Origin of the sequence: Luteitalea sp. (assembly GCF_022842525.1) — a bacterium.
In the GTDB taxonomy this organism is placed as follows: Bacteria; Acidobacteriota; Vicinamibacteria; order Vicinamibacterales; family Vicinamibacteraceae; genus Luteitalea.
Genome location: NZ_JALHPM010000008.1, coordinates 47,418 through 67,453 on the forward strand (window position 1 = coordinate 47,418; position 20,036 = coordinate 67,453).

Below are 20,036 nucleotides of genomic sequence, written 5' to 3' on the forward strand. Positions count from 1 at the left end.
CCGTGCGACTCTTCTCCACCCTCCTGCTCCTGCTGGCCACCGCGTCCGTGACCCACGGGCAGACGGTGAGCCGCGACCTGCCTTACACCACCCCGGCGACGGAGCGACAGACGCTCGACGTCCACGCCCCGGCCGGCGCGACGGGTCTGCCGGTCGTGTTCTGGATCCACGGCGGCGGCTGGCAGACCGGCCACAAGGGCCTGGTCGCCCTCAAACCCCGCGCCTTCAACGACGCCGGCCTCGTGCTGGTGTCGATCAATCACCGCTTCCTGCCGACGGTGACGATGGACGAGATCGTGCGCGACGTGGCGAAGGCGTTCCGCTGGGTGCACGACCACGTGGCCGAGTACGGCGGCGACCCATCGCGCGTGCTGGTGATGGGCCACTCGTCCGGCGGCCAGTTGGCGGCCCTCCTCTGCACCGACGAACGCCTGCTGAAGGCCGAAGGGCTGTCACTCGCGCCGATCAAGGGGTGCGTCCCCGTGGATGCCGATACGTTCGATCTGCCTGCCGCCATCGAGGTGGCCGAGACCCGGGCCCGCGCCTACGGGGTCCCGTTGCCGACCAACGGCCATCGGCAGAAGTTCGGCAACGATCCGCGCAAGCATGTCGACTTCTCCACCGTGACCCATGTGGCCGCGGGCAAGGGCATCTCGCCCTTCCTGATCCTCCACGTGGCGGAGAACGCCGACACGGGCGCGCAGGCCCGCCGGTTGGCCGCGGTGCTGAAGGGCGCCAGCATCCCGGCCACGGTCGTCGGCGTGCGCGAGACGAGTCACGAGCAGCTCAACGCGAATCTCGGCAAGCCCGGCGACCCCGGGTCGGAGGCGCTGTTCGCCTTCGTGAAACAGGCCCTCGGCCGGTGATATCCTCGCGCATCATGACCCCAACCATGTTGCGCACGCTCGGCCTCCTCGTCCTCACGGCGTCCGTGGCGCAGGCACAGGTGCCCGCCCCGGAGGCGCAGATCGCCGGTGCCGTGCAGGCAGCGCCCGCCGATCAGCGCGCCACCGCCACCGTGGTCGGCTTCGACGCCCAGGGCAAGCACACCACGCTCCGCAAGGGCACGGGCCTGCTCGTGTGCCTGGCGGACGACCCCGCCGTCGACGGGTTCAACGTCGCCTGCTATCACCAGGATCTGGAACCGTTCATGGCGCGCGGCCGCGCACTCGCGGCGCAGGGCACCAAGGGACGCGGGGCCGAGGACATCCGCTGGAAGGAAATCGCGAGCGGCACGCTCCCGATGGCCAAGGAGCCGCGCCTGTTGACGATCGTCACGGGCAGCGCGTTCGATGCGGCGGCCGGCACGGTGACCGACAGCTACACGCGCTGGGTGATCTACACGCCCAACGCGACGGCCGAATCGACGGGCCTGCCGACCACGCCGGCTCCCGGCGCCCCGTGGCTGATGTTCCCCGGCACGCCTGGGGCGCACATCATGATCAGCCCGGCCCGCCCGAAGTAGGTCCGCGCTCGGTACATCAGGGGGTTCGGCGACGCCGCCGCTGCTGATCGGACGACGGTCAGTGATCGAGCGCGCGCCGGACCGTCCGCAGCAGCGTCTCGGTCGAGAACGGCTTCTGCAGGATGACCAGATCGTTGGTCAGCGTGACGCCATGCTGGGCGATGACCGCGTCGGAGTACCCCGACATGAAGATCACCTTGACGTCCGGGAACTCGACGCGCAGCACCTGGCCGAGCGCCCACCCGCTGGTGCCCGGCATCACGACGTCCGTGAGCACCAGATCGAACTGGCCATCGGCCGCGCGCACCGCGGCGAGCGCCTGGTCGCCGTCGGCCGCTTCCTGTACCTGGTAGCCGCGCAACTGCAGCATCTGCGCCACCACGTCGCGCACCCCCGGCTCGTCTTCGACCAGCAGCACACGTTCCGATCCGCCGACCACAGGCGGCAGCACCGGTGTCATGGTGTCGATCTCGTCGGCGACCGCCGGGAGATACAAGGTGAAGGTCGTCCCGCTCCCCGGCGCGCTGTCGACCGCGATCTGGCCGCCGTCCTGCGTCACGATGCCATGGACGATGGACAACCCGAGACCGGTGCCGCCTTCCTTCTTGGTCGTGAAGAACGGCTCGAACAGCCGGCGCATCACCGTCGTGTCCATCCCGACACCGGTGTCCTGCACGCGCAGCCGCACGTAGTTGCCCGGCGTGAGGAGCACCTCGCGCGCCGCGGCCTCGTCCAGCACCTTGATTGGAGGTCTCGAACGAGAGGATGCCGCCCCGCGGCATGGCGTCGCGCGCATTGACGGCCAGGTTGGCGATGACCTGGCTCATCTGGTCCTGATCGACGAGGATGGCCTCGAGGGCCGGCACGCACCCGTGCGCTGATGGCGATGATGGAGGCGAGGGTACACAGGCCGTCGGCCGTCTCGATCGGCGTGAGGGCAATCTCGATCGGGACGTCCTGGCCATCTCTCCGGCGGCCGAACAGCGCGCGATCCTCCGCCATCGGCCGCGCCCTCGGTTCGCCGAAGAACTCGGCCACGTATCCGACGTGCGCCGCGCGATAGCGTTCGGGCACCAGGACGTCGATCTGCTGATCCAGCAGGGCGTGGCGGTCGTAGCCGAACAGAGCCTCCGCTCCGCGATTGACGAACAGGATGCGGCGCTCGCTGTCCATGATCACGATGGCACTCGGCGCCGACTCGACGACATGGTGGAACCGTGCCTCGGCCCGGCGCGCCGTGTCGGAGGCCTGCGCCAGATCGCGGGTCCCCTCCTCGACCTGCCGCTCCAGCACGGCTCGCAAGGCTTCGAGTTCGAGGCGACGTTCATCCGACAGGCGCGCGGCGGCCATGAAGGCCCGGGCCTTCGGCAGCACGCGCAGCAGCGTCACGGCGGCGGCCACCGCCGCCAGCGACGCGACGACGGTGACCGACACGCTGCCGCGCGAGAGCGGCTCCCACAACCCGACGAAGGTCGCGAGATTGGCGAGGGCGGAGGCCGCGAGGAAGAGGGCGAGCGCCCCCACGGCCCAGAAGGGCGCGAGGCGGGGTCGCGTGGTGCGGACGAAGTGCAGCAGCGCCCCCAGCATCGCGAGGCACGACAGGGCGATCAGCAGCTCCGCGCCGCCCTGCAGCCGCAGCAGCACGGGATCTGCTGTCGCGGCGACGGGCACGCCGAGCGGCGCCTGCCCTGCGGCGCGGTGGGAGGCCGGGCCGAGCAGGGCGATCGCCGCCCACGCCGTTGTGCTCAGGCGATTCAGGCCCCGGCGTCGGCCACGGCGGTGCTCTCGGGTGCTGCGCGTCGTCAGGTGGCCGCCCTTGGAAACGCCCGACTATTGCATCAGTCACCGGGCTTGCCAAGGGGCACCGCCCCCAACCGCCGTGCCCGCGCTATACTCCGCGCCGTCTCCTCCTTCCCGAGCCCCCCATGACCCACACCGACCGTCGAGCGTTTCTCAAGAAGAGCGTGGTGGCCACTGCCGGCGCCGCCATCGGCACCCTGTCCACGACCGCGCGCTCCTACGCGCAGATCCGCGGCGCCAACGACCGCATCACCGTCGGCGTCATCGGCATCCGCAACCAGGGCACCGTGCACCTCCAGAACTGGTGCGCGCTGAAGGACAGCCACAACGTCCAGATCCGCACGCTCTGCGATACCGACGAGCGCCTGTTCCCGAAGGCCCTGGCGCTCGTGAATGAGAAGTCCGGCCAGACGCCCGGCACGGAGTGGGATCTGCACCGCGTGCTCGAAGACAAGGCCATCGACGCGGTGTCGATCGTGACGCCCAATCACTGGCATGCGCTGGCCACGGTGCTGGCCTGCCAGGCGGGCAAGCACGTGTACGTGGAGAAGCCGGCCTCGCACAACATCTGGGAAGGTCGCCGGATGATCGAGGCGGCCCGCAAGTACGGGCGGCACGTCCAGGTGGGCCTCAACAACCGCTCGGCGACCAACGTGCGCGAGGCGATCGCCTTCCTGCGCAGCGGCGGCATCGGCGAGGTGTACATGGCGCGGGCGCTCTGCTTCAAGGCCCGGGACTCGTACGGCATGGCGGCCGACAGCGAGGCGCCCGCCGCCTTCCACTACGACCGCTGGCTCGGCCCAGCGCCGTGGCGGCCGTACAACGAGAAGCGGGGCCACTACAACTGGCACTGGTACTGGGACACGGGCAACGGCGACACGGGCAACACCGGCCCGCACCAGCTCGACATCGCCCGCTGGGGCCTTGCCAAGAACGAGCACCCGGTCTCGGTCTATTCCGCGGGCGGCCTCTACGGCTTCCGCAAGGACGATGGCGGTACGGCGACGCCAGGCAAGCGCGTCTATGGCGACGTCGAGACCTACGGGCACGACAGGACCTCGCAGGAGACGCCCAACACACAGACGGCGACCTACACGTACGCCGATGGCACGCTGCTCGAGATGGAGACGCGTGGCCGCTACACCAACCACGAGGGCAGCGCCGGTCAGGAAGTCGGCAACCTGTTCTTCGGCAGCGATGGCTGGCTGGAGATCAGCGGCAACACGTGGAAGGCATTCCGCAAGCGTGAACGGGAGCCCTTTGCCGGGGCCAAGGAGGCCGAGCGAGGCAGCCACTGGGGCAACTTCCTCGACGGCCTGCGCGCGGGCAAGACGGAGGCGCTGCACGCCGACATCCTGGAGGGACACCTCTCCACGTCGTTGTGCCACCTGGCCAACATCTCGTACCGGGTGGGTCGCTCGCTGAAGTTCACGGGCACCACGGAGCGCTTCGTGGACGCCCCGGATGCCGATGCGTTCCTGACACGCACGTATCGCAAGCCGTACGTCGTGCCGGAGCGCGTGTAGGACGCCCCCCTGATACGTAGCCGCCGGGCTTGCCCGGCGGCTACGTATGGTTGCCAGGGCCCGTTGCGCCAAGGCGGCCCTACCGAAGCCGAATCCCCACGGTCACCGAGGCGCGCATGTGCGGCTCCCACCCGAGCGTGAGCTCGGGCGCGATGAAGACGCGCGGCGAGGCGTTGATCCGCACGCCGCCGCCTGCGATGAAGGCCCCCTCGGTCGAGCTGTACGACTGCCCCCCGTAGAAGGTGTCGCTGTGGGTCATGGACCCGCCCCCGAGGGTAACAAACGGCGCCACCTTCGATCCGAGCGGCAGAACCCCGATTCGCGCGACCCCGAGCACGAAGAGGTCGCGGTCGTCGTCGGGCCCGATCATGGACAGGATCTCGGGCCCGATGGCGATACGGGGCGTGAGGACCCACTCGAGTCCACCACCGAACGCGCCGTGGTCGATCCGGCCATCGTCGACGAACCCGGCCCAGCCCCCACTGAACATGAGGTTGGGAACGGCCGACGGCTGCGCCGATGACAGGTCGGGAATGAGCAACGTGAGGGCCGCGGCGACGACGGCGGCAGCACTGCGGGCACACATGACAATGTCCTCCACCCGTAAAGGTGAAGGACGCGCCCGAATGGGCTCATCTCATCCGTGCAGTCGCCTGGGGCGGGATCTGGCCCGGGCACGACCGTCAGCGCGCTGCCTGCAGATGTGGCGCCAGCACCTGCTGCAGCGCGTCATCGGTGGCCGGTTGCTCCACGTCGCGGAACAGGGACCACCGCTCCTCGTGCGTGGCCGCGCCCCCCGGCGCGAGCGAGACGAGCGCCCCGAGCGTCTCGAGTTCGACGAACGCTCCGGCCGTATAGGCCTCCGTGTTGACGCCGAAGTCGGGATACGTCGCCGACGACTGCCAGTCGTACCGCTTCACGAACAGGTGCCCGTTCCGATGGTAGGCCGCCCACCCCTGGCGGTTGGCGATGCCCACCTTCTGCGATCCGGCGCGCGACGCGTCGGTGCGCAGCCGCAGGAACTTCGGTCCGATCTGCCAGCGCGGGTCAGACAGATCGGTGTACGCCCAGAGCGTCATCGCCCGCACCGGCTGCAATGCGTCGTCGTGCGAGGCATACGGCTCCTGCGGCAGGATGATCGTGCCGCCGGTGTTCATGATCGTCAGCGCCCAGGGCGACACCTCGATGTCCCACAGGTTGCGATTCACGAGGCGATGCCCGACGATCACACCCGTGCCCGTCTCCGCGAGCGTGACTGTGAGGATCTTCTCGATGCCGGTCTTCGGCTCGACCGCCTGCGTCAGCGTGACGCTGCGGCCCGACACCTGCACGTCCACCGGGTCGTTGTCGGGCGAATAGCTGCGTGGCATGTGCTCGGGCGCGCTCCACAGACGGTGCCCGCCCCACGCCTTCCATTCGCCGAGCTCGGTCTTGACGGTGCTCTCCGGCACCCACCCGAGGAGGTTGTCGCCGCCGGCGAACCCGTAGCGCACGATGCGCGGGCCGATCTCGGTGGCGACGAGCACCTCCACGGTGCCATTGGCCAGTCGCACGCATTGGCCCTGCCCCGGACACGGAACACGATCCACCTTGACCTCCGCCCCGGCCGAGGACGCGAGCACGAGCGACGCCGCCACTCCGATCATCACATCGCGCACCATGGGCGGATTGTATGTCGCGGAGGGACGCCTCGGCGAGGCGTCCCCCGACAATCCGTGCTGCTACAGACCCGGGCAGTTCACCGGACGACGTGACGAAGGGTCGGCTGGGGCGGCGTATCATCGCCGCATGGTCGGCCCTGACGAGATCGCTGCCGCCGTCGAGGCTTTGCGTGCGGGCGAGGTCATCGGCCTGCCGACCGAGACGGTCTACGGGTTGGCGGCGGATGCGTCCAACCCCGCCGCCGTGGCCCGCATCTTCGCCATCAAGGGCCGCCCGTCCGACCATCCCGTCATCGTCCATCTGGCAGAGGCCGCGGACATGTCGCGGTGGGCACGCGAGGTGCCACCGGTGGCCGCCGCACTCGCCCGACGGTTCTGGCCCGGCCCGCTCACCCTGGTGCTGCCCCGCGCGCCCTCCGTTGCGCTCGCTGTGACCGGCGGACAGGACACCGTGGCGCTTCGGATCCCTGCCCACCCGGTGGCGCTGGCAGTGCTGCGCGCGTTCGGCGGCGGCCTCGCCGCGCCGTCGGCAAATCGCTACGGGCGGATCAGCCCGACGACGGCGGCTCACGTGCGCGAGGATCTGGGTGAACAGGTGCGGATCGTGCTCGATGGCGGGCCTTCGGAGGTGGGTCTGGAATCGACGATCGTCGCGTGCCTCGATGGCCGCGTCACGGTGCTGCGCCCAGGCCGCATCGGCGTCGAGGCTATCGAAGCCGTCTCGGGTCCCGTGACCAAAGCGACGGCCGCGGCACCCCGCGTCCCGGGGAGCGTTGCGTCGCACTACGCGCCGAGGACGCCGGTGGAACTGATCGCGTCGGCGGCGGTCGCGGATGTGGTGACGGCGCATCAGCGCGACGGTGTGCGAGTCGCCGCCCTCGCGCCCTCATCCCCGGCAGAGGCCGCGGCAGTGGCGTGGATCGTCGCGGCACCAGACGCGGAGCGCTACGGGCGCGACCTCTACAGCCATCTGCGAACACTCGACCAGGCGGGCGCCGACGTCATCGTCGTCGCACGACCACCGGAGGCGCCGGACTGGGTCGCGATCCACGATCGCCTGACACGGGCGGCCGCTGGGTAGGCAGCTCGAGACCCCGCGCGGGCGCATTGGCGTCTTCATCCGATGCGCCGTGTTCCACATCCTCGTGTCGCTGGCCGGGCGTGACTCGCACGGCTTCGCGATCATGCAGAAGGTCGCGGCCCGGGCCGGCGTACGTCTGGGACCCGCCGCGTTCCGCGAGGGATATGGCGAGGACATGACATGGGCCTTCGCCGAGCGGCGGCGTACCGAGCCGGCCTGGCGGGTCTGGCCGCGCACGCTGGTACGTCGTGGTTTTCGGGACGACACCGCGCTGCTGTTCCTGCTGGTGGGCCTGGTGGCGAGTGCACTGCCTGCCTGGCGGGCTGCGCGGGTGGAACCCGTCCGGGCGCTGCGATCCGAGTGACGCGGCGCCCTCAGCTGCGTCTGACGACGACCTTCGGTTCGCCACCGTCGGCGACCGTGAACGGGTACTCGTGGTCGTGCTGGTGGTGCCCGCTGGTCTCGCGGGCGAGGAGGATGGACCAGGACCAGCCGGCATTCAGGGCCGTGGGCGGCCCGGGGGCCTGCACCGTGACGTCGATGGCCGTGTCGGACAGGGCGTGGAAGTCCTCGGCGAGGATGACGCCCGCGCGCAGCCGGTCTCGAGCGATCCCAACCCACGAACATCGGGATGGTGAACGTGGCAGAGCCGACTCCGGCCAGACAGCCTCACCGGCGCATCGATGGCGGCAGGCCGCCCGGCATCGGTCAGGCGAACAACGTCACCGGGGTGGCACCGGCCGCGAGGATACGGCCGCCGTCGTACCGATAGTTCAGCGCCCCGTCCTTCCACTCGCGCAACCGGTAAATGGTGGCGAACATGAAATCTGGGGCCGCACCGCCCTGGCCGCCGACCACTTCCCCGCCGCGGCGGACGTTGTCCTGCATCCACGGGGGCACGAGCAGGTGGTAGGGGTTGCGCCGGACCTCCTCGACGTGGAACGAGAGCGCCGTCATCATGTCGGCGAGATCCTGCACACTCGACTCGACCATCAGGTTCGGGGTCGCCATTGCCCCCCAGAACTCGGTTTCGACGACGTGGCAGGCGAAGCCGGCGCCCTGGCGCCCGAGCGCATCGACGAGCAGGTGGTACGTGCCGATGTGCGAACTGTTCCAGTCGGTCTCGTGCGGGAAGAACACCACCGCGGGCTGCTGCTCGGCCAGGATGCGCGCGATCACGTCCACGCAGGCGGCCCAGTGGGGCGGGTCGGCGATGCGTGTCCCGGCGTTGATCCGCTCGAGCCCACCCGGGACGGTCTGCACCAGGTCGAACCCGAGGTACGCACATGCCTTCGTGAGCTCGTCCCAGCGCCCCTGCTGCCTGGCCTTGTTGCTCCCCTGCGTGACCGCGACGTTCACCACGCGGTAGCCGGCCTCGCGTTGGAGTCGCAGCGCGAGGCCGCCGATGATGCACTCGTCGTCGGGGTGCGGCGAGAAGATGAGGGCCCTCGGGGCATCGTCGGCCACCGGCGGGTGCGCCGGAATCGGGGCACTCCCCAACGGGAACTGCTTGCCGGCGTGCACCATCTCCGCCAGCGACGATACGTAGGTGAGGTACGGATTGTGCGGCGCCGACATGGTTACCAACGATACCATCGACGTCATCGGGTCGTGACCTTGCGGTGCAGGAACACGCTGTCGGCGAGCGGGGCTGTCGCACCGCGGATCGTCGCTATCGTGACGTATCGCGCCTGCTCGAATGGCAGCCCCAGATCTGTCGTGATCTCGCCGAGGACGGCACGCCCCTCGTTGTGCAGCACCACGCCCCCAGGCCTCGTCATGGCGGCGATGTTGCTCATGGCCAGCGCGAGCTCGAGGTCGTTGAAATACGGGAAGATGTTCGTGGCGACGACGAGGTCGAAGCCAGGCCCTCCGAGCCGCTCGGTGACGATGTCGAGGGTCTCGGCCGGGACGAGGGCTCGCGCCGAGTCGACGCTGACCTGGATCACCTTGCGCAAACCGGCGCCTCGCGTCTCGCTGCCGATCGTTCGCCCGAGCCTGGTGAAGTAGTCGAGGTAATCGGGCGACATCACCACGGTGTCGCTGCCGCCGAGTGCGCTCGCGAGCCGCAGGGCGGGCGGGCTCCCACGAGCCCGCCGCAGGTGGTCCACCACGCGCGGGTTGATATCCGCAGCGACGATCGACAGGTCGCCCAACTGCGACAGGCCGAGTGAGACCAGCGCATCCATCACCGCCCACGGCTGATAGCTCTGGGGCGGCGCATCGTCGAGCAAGCCGGTTCGCGGCGCGAGATCGAGACCGGGCCCGACGACCAGCACCCGGCGTACGCGCCGCGTCGGCTCGAGCGCCTGGAGCACTGCGAGCCCCGTGTGGACGACGAAGCCGGCCTCGATGGCGGTGTCGGTGCTGAGGCCACGCTCGCGGTAGAGATCGTGAACGTCGGACGTTCCACGCGCGGTTGCTGGCGCGAGGAACTCCTTCCGATAGAGGAACCGCATGACCCGCACATACTCGCGTGCGAGCGCCGCCTCACGGCCGCGGGCGGCAGGAAACGCGGTGTGGACCAGTTGCCGGAAGAACGCCGCGCGCTCATCGCTCCGCTGCGGCCCGAGGTACGTCACGAGCTCTGCGATACGACTCCTGACGGCGGCCGGCACCGGGACGTCAGGAATCGAGGGACCGGTCAGGAACGCGGCGTGCGCCTCAGGATGGAGTGATTCGACGAGGGCCTTGGCCGACAGGGCCGGCTCGATCGGTGGTCGGGTCGTGAAGCGGGTGGACTGCAGCGCGTAGAACACCAGGTGGTCGAGGTCGCCTTCGCGTACGCGCGCGGCGTTCTTGGCGTGGGTCCGGTCGATTACGTCGTGCAGCGTGTCGGACGAGACGCCGTGCCTGGCGAGGTACGACTGGATGGGCACGAGGTCACGCCAGGTCGGGCGCTGAATCGACGACGACGATTGAGCGGCCGCCAGGGCGCCGACAAGGAGGATCGGAAACGCCAGCGGCCTGGGGATGGCCCCCAGGCCGTGGCGCATCACGTCAATGAACAACCGCGCGCGTCCCTAGAAGATCAGCCGGAACCCGAGCTGGATGAAGCGCTGGAAGTTCGATTGGCCCGTCGCGTTGCGGTTGATGCGACCGAAGTCGGCCGACGTGACGGTCTGGTTGTAGTTGCGCTCGTCGTACATCGGGCTGTTGAACAGGTTGAAGGCCTCGAGGCGGAACTGGAACCGGAGCCGCTCGGTGAGCTGCGTCGTCTTGGCGAAGTTCATGTCGACCTGCCAGTACCCGGGTCGACGGAACTCGTCGTAGCGGAACATCGCGGTACGGCGCTGGAACGCCTCGCGGACCAGGAAGAACGGCTGCGTGCAGCCATACGCCGTCGACACCGACAGCAGATCGTACTGCCCCGTCGTCGCGTTGCGCTGGCCCACGCACGGCTTCACGCCGTAGATGAACTGGCCGTCCTTCTGCCCGTCGAGCGCGACGTCCGCGAGATTGACGCCTGGTGCGAGATCGACGTTGCCTGGCATGTCCCAGGGCTGTCCGGCCTGGTAGACGAACGCCGGCGATATCGACCAGCCGCCGAGCAGGTAGCCCAGGATGCTCTTCTGATTCTCGAACCAGGGCAGGTACCAGACCCCCGATGCGGTGATGCGATGTTCGCGGTGCGAGAAGTAGGGACCGCTGTTCTGCAGGAGCGAGACCTCGTCGACGTAGGCGTTGCCGATGCCGGTGGTGGTGTTGGCACCCGTTTCGGTCCACCGCGGCACCCACGTGTAGCCGGCGTTGATGGTCACGCCCTTCGCCCACCGCTTGTTGGCCACGAACTGCAGCGAGTCGTACTGCATCGTGCCCAGGTTCTGCTGGTTCTGGCTGAAGCCGCCGAATGCGTTGTATGGCCGAGACAGTTCGAACCGCGAGAGATTGGCGGCCGTGAACCGGTTCGTCCCCTCGAATCCTGGCACGCCGAAGTAGGGGTTGGGCAGTTGCTGGTCGCACAACGTGCGGCTGCCACCGAGTGTGACGTCGCACTGCGCCTGGAACGCCGCCGACGGCTCGTTGTAGCCGCCGAAGTTCCCTTCGATGTCGTAACTCCGGCTTCCGGCGTAGGTCACGTCGAGCGACACACGCCACGGCAGCTCGCGCTGGACGCCCATGGAGAACTGATGGACGTTGGGCACGACGAAGTCAGGGTTCGAAAAACTGGGCCCGCGGCCGAGGAAGGTCAGCGGCCCCAGGGAGGCGCCCGGCGCGTCCAGGATGCCGCCTGGCCACGGGTTGGCCAGGTTGTAGGTCGGCGTGCGACCACCGTCGTTGGAGGCAACCAGCGCCGTGCTGTTGCTGAAGCCGGCGTTGAACCCCTGGCCGGTCGGATTGAGGAAGTACTTGCCCCACCCACCGCGCAGCACGGTCTTGTCGTTGAGCGAGTAGGCCGCGCCGATACGCGCCTGGTAGTTGTCCTTGTCCAGTTTCCAGGGCCGTTCCGGGGCGCCGTTGACGCCGGCGAACGTGAGCCCACCCATCACCTGTTGACCGACGCGCGCCGAGATCGGATTGACGATGCTCGGATCGAACACGTAGTTCAGCTGGTTGTCGGCTTCCGTGACCGATCCGTTGATGTCCCACCGGAACCCGAGATTCAAGGTCAACTTGTTGGTGATCTTCCAGTCGTCCTGGATCCACGGCGCCACGTACAACCACTTGTATTGCGGCGTGGGATTCACGTCCACGTTGCCCCCGCTCGCCGCGCCGAGCAGGAACGAGGCGAAGGCGTTGCCCTCGAGCACGCTCGTGCTGTTCAAGGTGCTGCGCGTGAACTGGCGCGTGAAGGAGATGTTGCCGCCGGAGTTGTTGTAGTTCTCGTTGTAGACGTTGGTCCAGCGCATGTCGAGACCGCTGCGGATGTTGTGCCGGCCGCGGGTCATCGAGAGGTTCGGCTGCAGCGAGTAGTTCCGGTTCCGGTTCGGGCTCGAGCCGCGCGAGAGCTGGACGTACTCCTCCATGTTGACCACGGGGAAGATGCCATCGACCGCCTTGCTCGGCAGTTGGTCGACCAGGCTCTGCGGCCAGAACTCGGAGGCATCGAACCCCAGCGAGTCCTGCGAATAGCTCCACTCCAGGAAGTACGTGTAACTGGCACGCAGGTTGAACACCGTGCCGGCGCCGAAGATGTGCACCCAGTCTCCAACCATGGCGCGATTGGCCCGCCAGAGGGGCAACTGCCCGTTCTGGGCCGGACCGCTTCGGATCGCGGTGGTGTTGCGGATCTCGTTGCGCTCGTTCTCACCCCACCGGAAGAACACGCGATCGTTGGGGCTGAAGTTGTGGTCGACCTTGCCGACCATGTTCCAGAACAGGTCCTTGTTGAAATGTTCGGGGTAGTCCAGGTTGTTCTGCCAGGGCGCAGCACCGGCCAACGTGTAGTTCGGGTCCGGGTAGTACTGCATGAGGGCCCGCGCCGCAGGCGAGATGCGATCGGCAGGGATGCGATTGCCGGGGAACGGATCGCGCGTCCAGACGCCGTTGACGTCGCGTCCGGTGGCCGGGTCGTAGATGATGATCTGCCGCCCGTTCTGGTCGACCAGGCCGCTGAAGTCGCCGTTCTTGAACGCCGCCGTCGGCACGGTCGAATTCAGTGGCGACGGCGTGCCTTCCCGGTACCGTTCGCCGTTGAACAGAAAGAACGTCTTGTTCTTCCAGATCGGGCCGTCGACGACGAACCCGTACTGATCGATGTACTGGTCGGTCTTGGGCAGGGTGCGCGAATTGAGGAGGAACGAGTTGGCGGCCAGCGCCTTGCGGCGCATGTAGTCGTACGCGACGCCGTGGAACGAGTTCGTCCCGGACTTCAGGGACATGTTGATGACGCCACCGGCGGTCCGGCCGTACTGGGCGTCGTACGAGTTGGTCGAGACCTTGAACTCCTGGACCGCTTCGGCCGGCGGCACGTACGCGATGTTGTTGCCGCCCTGGTTGGCGTTGTTCGGCGCGCCGTCGAGCAGGAACTCGTTGTTGCGGTTCTGGCCGCCATTCATCGAGAAGTCGGCAAGCGCACCGTTGTCGAACGGACGCAGGTAGATCGCCGGTCCGTTGAAGTTGACGCCAGCGACGAGGGTGGCAAGCGCCATCGGGCTGCGTGACTGCAGCGGCAACTCGGCGATGCGGGCGCTGTCGATGACCGTCCCGCGACTCGCGTTGCTCGTTTCGAGCAACGGGCCCTCGCTCGACACGGTCACCTCTTCGGTCACGTCGCCGACCGCCAGTTGGACGTTGATCTCGGCGACCTGGCTCACCTGGAGCCGCAGGCCGCTGCTCGTCTGCTTCTTGAACCCGGCCAGCTCGACAATCACGGTGTAGAGACCAGGCCGCAGGAACGGCACGGTGTAGTTGCCTTGCTCGTTGGTCGTCGTCGAGGCGAGTTCATTGGTCTCGGCGTTCTGCACCGACACGGTGGCGCCTGGCAGCGCCGCGCCGCTGGAGTCGAGCACCTGCCCTCTCACCGTGGCCCGGAACTCCTGCGCCGACACGTTGGCCGCGCCAAGCAACAGGGCGGCGAACAGCAGAGCCCCACTCATCGCTTTCCGCATACGGATTCCTCCAAGCCGCCTGCCCACGGCCCGTGCGGACCATGGGTGACGTCGAATGCTGCCGTGCACACGCAACCCGGGAACTGCGGGTACGCACTTCGCGTCTCGGAACGAGCACACGTATACAGGCATTCGGAGAGCCTGACAAGCAAGGAACGTCGTGGGGCGGAGTACGGCCAGCTAGCGTAGGACTCGACCTACCTCAGGCAGGCTGGCGGCGGCCACGGCCTGACCGTGGCGCTTGTCCTTTTCGTCGGGCACATGGAAGGTGATGCGGCTGGCGAGCTCGGGGAATTCGACATCCAGCACGTGACGCGCGCCGTTGACGATGTCGTCGCCGCCAGGGCCCGAGGTCACGCGGCCGAGCACGAGCACGTGCGCGATGTCGTAGAAGTCGGCGAAGTGCGCGATGCCGTAGCCCAGGTAGGTGCCAAGCGTGTCGTAGATCTGCTTCGCGCCGACGTGCCCCTCGTCCCGGAGTTTCTGCACCACCTTCAACTTCTCGGGCAACCCCATGTCCGGTGGCGTGGCGATGCCGGCCAGCGGCGCGAGGCGTCCGACGGCCTGCTGCGAGAAGTACTGCGACCCGACGCCGACGTCACCCGACCACTCGTCCACCGGCGCATCCGGATTGAAGGCGATGGGCACGAAGGCGAGTTCGTTCAGCCACGAGGTGATGTTGCCGTCCGGCGTCACGTAGCCGGCCGCCGTGCTCGTGCCCAGGGCCACGCCGAGGATGGCGTTCTTGCCGAGCGACATCGATCCGGCCAGGGCCGTCACTTCGCCATCGTTGACGACCTCGAACGGGACGTCGTGCCAGGCGGCCTTGACCTCGAAGAACAGGTTCTTGACGCGCGCGTCGAACAGGTCCTGCGGCACGCCGCGGAACAGCGATCCGGCCTTGACGCGGTTGTTGACGTACACGCCCGCGGCACTGCCCCCGATGGCGTCGACCCGCGGCAGGTGCTCGGCGGCCTTGCGCAGCGAGTCCATGATGCCGTCGAAGTGATACTGCGGATCGGGCTTGTGGTAGGGATCCCACACCGTCTCTTCGCTGAAGACGACCTCCCCGTTCACCACCGCCGCGACCTTGCGGTCACTGCCGCCGAGATCGAACCCGATCCGATGCCCCTCCAGATGGCGACCGAGAGGCTTGGTGACCGAGCGCTCCTCGGGCAGCGTCGTGGTGTGGACGACCTCGATCGGATGGTCGAACATCCGGAAGGCGACCAGGTCGGCGTCGAAGCGGCCCGTGGCCGTGTCGGTGTAGTGGGACCGCAGCGCGTCGACCAGGTCGGCCGGGCCGTCGACGTGGATGCGCCAGCCGCCGCGCGACCACAGCAGGAACTTGACGAAGCGCTCGACGAACGCGGCGTTGCCGGCCGCACCGGGATGGGTCGGCGGGAGCACGGCGATGTCGAAGCGGAAGACGGAGCCGTCGGCCTGTTCGATGGCCAGACGGACCGGAATGCCGCCGCCAGCCGCCGCGACCTGCGCGCGGAAGGCGCGCACGGCGAGGACGGCGGGGCGGAACGCCGGGTCGAGGACCGGCGAAATCTTGGGGGCGACGAGAGGAAGTCCGTTGAGGGTGTCCATGGCAGTTGGGGGGGCCGCCGGCCGTGGGCCGTGGGCCTCAGGATGCCAACAATACCATCGGGCCACCGCTCCGGGGCCGGACCAGAGGCGCGTTCGCGGAGCGCGTGCCCCTGGCCTCGGGTCCCCTCGCGATCTACCGCAAGCGCGTGCCCAGGGCGTTGGAGCCCGCGGCCCAGTTGACGCCACGGGCGTCGTTGAACATGGCGCGCTCCACCACGAGTTCGGCCGGGGTCGCGCCCACACTGTCCACGATCGTGCCGAAGCGCTTGCCCACGGCGGCAGGAAACTCGATACCGACAGCCACGTTCATGCGGCTGTTCGCCTCGAGCGGAAAGTCACGGGTCGCCTGCGTGCCATCCTCGAACACCAGTGTCACGCGTGCGGTCCCCGCGAACGCGGACGTATTGCCGATGAGCACGTAGGTCTCGGCGCCGCGCGCGTCATCGATCTCGCCGTCGGCCAGGCCCCACTTGGTGCCCGTGGCCTGCGCACCGGCGCTGTTGTGGCCCTCGTACCACCCGGCGCTGCCGCCCCACCACATCGCGCGCTCGATGACGACGCCGACGTTGTTGGTCACCTGGAACACCGTGGCCACGGCCGTGTCGGCAAGGGCCGGCCCCTCCTGGTCCACCCAGATGTTGAAGCGGCTGTTGGGCGGCACCGGATACGTGCGGACCACCACCGTGCCGTCCGGCCTCAGGTACCGGGCCTCCACATCGGCCTGCTGGCTCGTCGGGTTCGCGATCAGGAAGAACAGGTCGAAGAACGCGCCAGTCGCGCCCTCCGCGAAGTACCAGCGCAGGGCCGGCGCCTCGACGCCCGCGCTCTCGTGCCCGGCTCCGAACACCTGACCCGGCAGGTTGAGGTACATCGCACGCTCGACGATGACCGGCACGCCGTTGGTCGAGGTCACCACCGCCGACACCTCCGCGTCGTCCAGACGCGCATCCTGCTGATTCACCCAGATGTTGAACCGGCTCCGTCCGGTGACCGTGTACGTGCGCACGACGGGGGCCTCCGGTGCCGGCAGCAGGTAGCGGACCTCGATCGTTGCGTCGGTGGCATTCGGGTTCTGCACCAGATAGAAGAGCTCGAAGCCCCCGATGGTGGCGCCCTCGGCGAGGTACCACTGCGTGAGCGGGCGCCCGATGCTCGTCTCGGCATGGCTGCCATAGCCGTCCCGATCCCAACTCATGGTGCGGTCGGCGATGATGGGCTGGTCCGACTCGATGACGGTCGAGAACTCCGCATCGGTGAGACCCAGGGCCTTCGGGTCGACCGTCAGCCTCGCGATGGGGCCCATCGGCAGCGTCTGCAGGACCTCGGTGCCGTCGCCCTTCTGGAAACGGACGCGTACGGTCGCCGGTCGTCCGGTGGCGTTCAGCAAGGCGATGCGGGTGTCGAAGAAGCCGCTCGTGGCGCCCTCGGCGAAGTACCGCGTGAACTCGCCCACCTGCGCGACGAAGAACGCCGCGATTTTGTCCTCCTGCAGGTTCGGGAAGGCCTGCGTCGCGGGATCGAACACGAACGTGCCGCGCGTCGGCGTGATGGTGTAACTGCCGCCTTCGGGCACGGTGAAGCTGTAGCGGCCGTCGACGTCGGTGGACTGTGTCGCGTTGCTCGATCCGCCGAGCGTCATCGTCACGCCGCTGACGCCCGTGTCGTTCAGGTCGCGCACCTGCCCACTGATCGTGTAGAGCCGCGTCGCGGTGAAGTTGGCGACCTGGTCGCTCACCATGTTGGACAGCGTGGTCGACACCGGGGCGATGAGGTAGCCGGCAAGCGACGGCGTCACGGTGTAGGTGCCCCCCGACGTCAGCGCCGCGAAGGTATAGGCGCCCGCCCCGTTGGTCACCGTGGCGGCATTTGCGGAACCGCCCAACGTCACGGCGACGTTGGCGACGGCGGGCGCTCCCGGACCGCTGCCACGAGTGACGACGCCGCTGATCGACACCGTCGGCGTCAGTGTGGCACGGCACTGCGAGAACTCGGACGTCCCCTCGGGGCCCGTAGCCGTCGCCGTGATGATGGTCCGGGCGCCCGCCACCGGGAACTGCAGATTCGAGAAGCTCGCGTTGCCGCTGGCATCAGTGGTCACCTGCGTGAACCCCAGGAACGCGTCGCCCTCGCCGTTGTTGAGGGCATCACAGGTGGTGTTGGCGTAGAAGTCGAGCGTGTAGGTCTGGTTCGGCTTGCTCGCCAGCGATCCGGCGATCGCGTAGGTGCCGCCGGCGAGCGTGGCAGACGACACCACCGGGAAGTTCTGCTGACCATTCGTGCCGGTATCGGCATCGAGCGGGTCATTGGTGTCGACCAGCAGCGTGTCGCCGATGTCGATGCCCAATGAGCCGTTGGCGTCGATGCGGTTGCCGCGGACCGCCGTGCCTGTGCCGCCCAGTAGCAGCACGCCGCGACTGGCGTTGTGCGCGATGACGTTGGCCTCGCCCGTGCCCGTGCCGCCGACGCTCGCTCCGCTGACGCCAGCGTCGACGAGGATTCCGTCGATGCTGTTGCCGAGCGGGTTCCCGGCCGCGTTGACGCCGATGTGATTGCCGACGATCGAGACGCCCGACACCACGCCCCACGAGGTCTGCAGCAGGTAGATGCCCCGGCCGTTCCCCGAGATCACATTGCCCATGCCCGCGCCCGTGCCGCCGATGCCCAACCCCGGCGCATCGACCACCACACCGCTGCCCACGTTTGGTACGGCCGTCACACCGGTGGAATCGGTCCCGATGCAGTTGCCGTGCACCGTGACGTTGGCAACCGTCACCTGGTTGCTGCCGGACAGGACGAGCCCGTTCAAATTGCCGGAGATCACGTTGCGCGCCTGGGGCGTCGTGCCTCCGATGACCGTGTCAGGCGCCTTCACGAGGATGCCGAACGTGCTTGGCCGGATCGCCGACGTGCCCGCCGCGTTGGTGCCAATCAGGTTGCCCTGCACGGTCGTCGCATACGGCTCGATCCAGATGTTGTGGCTGACGTTGCCGGCGACGACATTGCCGGCCCCGGCGACTGCGCCGCCGACGACGGTGCCGATGCCATTGACCCTGATTCCTGTGGTGAAGCCTCGTGCGAGCGTGCCCGACTGGTCGAGGCCGACGTAGTTGCCCTGGATGAGTGTGCCGGTCGGGCTGGACGCGGTCGGGGTGCCCTCCTGCACCCAGATGCCGACGTCGTTGATGTTCGCATCGCTACCCGCCAAGACATTGCGCGCGAGCGGCGTCGTGCCACCGATGAGGGTGTTGCTGGCCGAGCCTGTGCCAGGGAACGCGCCGGCCACGACAATCCCCGCACCCGGGCCATTCGGCATGGACGTGGTGCCGTCGGCCGCGAGCCCGACCAGGTTCCCCTGGACCCGGTTACCCGACAGCGTCCCCGCCCCCGCTGCCCGCAGACCGATCACGATCCCGTTGCTCGCGTTGCCCGACACGACGTTGCCCGCCCCGGCGACATCACCGCCGATGACGTTGGCGTTGGCGCTGGCCCCGCAGTAGCCGAAGCCGGGGTTGTAGGTCGAGACATGGACGGGAACGCTCGTGTTCGGACGCGCCAGCGTGCCCGTTGGATCGAGGCCGATGTAGTTGCCCTGCACGCGGACGTTGCTCACGCACAGGAGCTGGATGCCATACGAGTTGCCCGAGATCACGTTGCGGTCGGCGGCCGTCGTGCCGCCGATGATCGTGTTCGGATAGTCTCCGGCCAGCCCCACCAGGATGCCGCCGTAGTTGCCGGCGTTGCCCTGTGCGGCGCCTGTCTCGGTCACACCGATGTAGTTGCCGGCCACCACCACGCCATCGGCAGTGACCTGGATGCCCTGGTAGAAGGCCACGACGATCAGGCCGCGAATCGACGAGTTGGCACCGGTGACGCTCAGACCGAACCCGTTGACCGCCGGAGAGCCCAGCAGCTTGATCAGGGGCGTCCCGGCGAACCCCGGCTGGGTCGTGCCGTCGACGTCGATCTCGGTCGAGATCGTCGGCAGGGTGGTCGCAGGCGCGATTGTCTGCAGGCCGCCTGCGCCGATGTTGAAGGTGATGGTGTCGGCGCCCGCGAGTGCGTTGGCCTCCTGGATCGCCGCGCGCAGCGTGCAGACGGCGCCAGCGGTGGCACAGACACCGTTGCCCTGGGCCGCGTCCGCAGCGTCACCGGTGTTGTTGACGACGAACGTCGCGGCGTCGGCGCGACTGACCAGAAGTGTCAGCAGGGCCAGGACGGCCCAGACGATGGTCAACGAACGGAACGGGTTTCGGGCCACGGGACGACTCCTGTCATGTGTCCCCCCAGGCGAGCCGCTCTGGGCAACGGCGAAGGACCCGTCGATGGAAGGACTACCGCTACAAGAGGCGGACCTCG

At 68.4% G+C, this 20,036-nt stretch carries 15 protein-coding genes; 5 read left to right on the top strand and 10 right to left on the bottom strand.

Annotation, left to right across the window (positions count from 1 at the left end; all coding sequences use genetic code 11):
• The first annotated feature begins 2 nt into the window (after positions 1–2).
• Both Q0C41_RS03260 and Q0C41_RS03265 read left to right on the top strand, forming a co-directional pair.
• Entirely contained in the window at positions 3–866 is an 864-nt protein-coding gene (locus tag Q0C41_RS03260; RefSeq protein ID WP_291981018.1) for an alpha/beta hydrolase, read from the top strand.
• Positions 867–880: 14 nt separating this feature from the next.
• The gene (locus tag Q0C41_RS03265) at positions 881–1,465 is read left to right on the top strand and encodes a hypothetical protein (protein ID WP_291981019.1); all 585 of its coding nucleotides are present in this window, start codon (positions 881–883) and stop codon (positions 1,463–1,465) included.
• 58 nt (positions 1,466–1,523) lie between these two features.
• Here the strand turns inward: Q0C41_RS03265 and Q0C41_RS03270 are convergent, their stop codons facing one another.
• Together Q0C41_RS03270 and Q0C41_RS03275 are read right to left on the bottom strand one after the other, a co-directional pair.
• Positions 1,524–2,177, bottom strand: coding sequence for a response regulator (locus Q0C41_RS03270; RefSeq protein WP_291981020.1), 654 nt, complete (start codon positions 2,175–2,177; stop codon positions 1,524–1,526).
• Positions 2,105–3,136 carry a PAS domain S-box protein gene (locus Q0C41_RS03275; protein WP_291981021.1) on the bottom strand — a complete coding sequence of 344 codons (1,032 nt, stop codon included), beginning with the start codon at positions 3,134–3,136 and terminating at the stop codon, positions 2,105–2,107. The genes Q0C41_RS03270 and Q0C41_RS03275 overlap by 73 nt, the downstream gene beginning before the upstream one ends.
• Positions 3,137–3,390: 254 nt before the next feature.
• Between Q0C41_RS03275 and Q0C41_RS03280 the strand changes: the two genes are divergently transcribed.
• Positions 3,391–4,791: a Gfo/Idh/MocA family oxidoreductase gene (locus Q0C41_RS03280; RefSeq protein ID WP_291981022.1), complete on the top strand. Its 1,401-nt coding sequence runs from the start codon at positions 3,391–3,393 to the stop codon at positions 4,789–4,791.
• Positions 4,792–4,870: 79 nt separating this feature from the next.
• On the opposite strand, the gene Q0C41_RS03285 is transcribed toward Q0C41_RS03280, so the two are convergent.
• Positions 4,871–5,377 carry a hypothetical protein gene (locus tag Q0C41_RS03285; RefSeq protein ID WP_291981023.1) on the bottom strand — a complete coding sequence of 169 codons (507 nt, stop codon included), beginning with the start codon at positions 5,375–5,377 and terminating at the stop codon, positions 4,871–4,873.
• A gap of 97 nt (positions 5,378–5,474) precedes the next feature.
• A complete protein-coding gene (locus tag Q0C41_RS03290; protein ID WP_291981024.1) occupies positions 5,475–6,452 on the bottom strand; it encodes a hypothetical protein in 978 nt (325 codons plus the stop codon).
• 127 nt (positions 6,453–6,579) lie between these two features.
• Here Q0C41_RS03290 and Q0C41_RS03295 point away from each other — a divergent pair, with 127 nt between their 5' ends.
• Together Q0C41_RS03295 and Q0C41_RS03300 are read left to right on the top strand one after the other, a co-directional pair.
• Complete coding sequence (locus Q0C41_RS03295) at positions 6,580–7,533, top strand: L-threonylcarbamoyladenylate synthase (protein ID WP_291981025.1); 954 nt, start codon at positions 6,580–6,582, stop codon at positions 7,531–7,533.
• A gap of 49 nt (positions 7,534–7,582) precedes the next feature.
• On the top strand, positions 7,583–7,897 hold the full coding sequence (locus tag Q0C41_RS03300; protein WP_291981026.1) for a hypothetical protein: 315 nt from the start codon (positions 7,583–7,585) through the stop codon (positions 7,895–7,897).
• Positions 7,898–7,907: 10 nt separating this feature from the next.
• Here the strand turns inward: Q0C41_RS03300 and Q0C41_RS03305 are convergent, their stop codons facing one another.
• From Q0C41_RS03305 to Q0C41_RS03330, 6 genes are all read right to left on the bottom strand, one after another.
• Entirely contained in the window at positions 7,908–8,063 is a 156-nt protein-coding gene (locus tag Q0C41_RS03305) for a hypothetical protein (protein WP_291981027.1), read from the bottom strand.
• Positions 8,064–8,241: 178 nt separating this feature from the next.
• Complete coding sequence (locus Q0C41_RS03310) at positions 8,242–9,129, bottom strand: PIG-L family deacetylase (RefSeq protein WP_291981028.1); 888 nt, start codon at positions 9,127–9,129, stop codon at positions 8,242–8,244.
• 5 nt (positions 9,130–9,134) lie between these two features.
• Positions 9,135–10,529, bottom strand: a complete 1,395-nt coding sequence (locus Q0C41_RS03315) for a class I SAM-dependent methyltransferase (protein ID WP_291981029.1) — start codon at positions 10,527–10,529, stop codon at positions 9,135–9,137.
• A gap of 27 nt (positions 10,530–10,556) precedes the next feature.
• A complete protein-coding gene (locus Q0C41_RS03320) occupies positions 10,557–14,072 on the bottom strand; it encodes a TonB-dependent receptor (RefSeq protein WP_291981030.1) in 3,516 nt (1,171 codons plus the stop codon).
• A gap of 192 nt (positions 14,073–14,264) precedes the next feature.
• Positions 14,265–15,680, bottom strand: coding sequence for a hypothetical protein (locus Q0C41_RS03325; RefSeq protein WP_291981031.1), 1,416 nt, complete (start codon positions 15,678–15,680; stop codon positions 14,265–14,267).
• Positions 15,681–15,813: 133 nt separating this feature from the next.
• On the bottom strand, positions 15,814–19,938 hold the full coding sequence (locus Q0C41_RS03330; protein ID WP_291981032.1) for a carboxypeptidase regulatory-like domain-containing protein: 4,125 nt from the start codon (positions 19,936–19,938) through the stop codon (positions 15,814–15,816).
• Positions 19,939–20,036 lie beyond the last annotated feature (98 nt).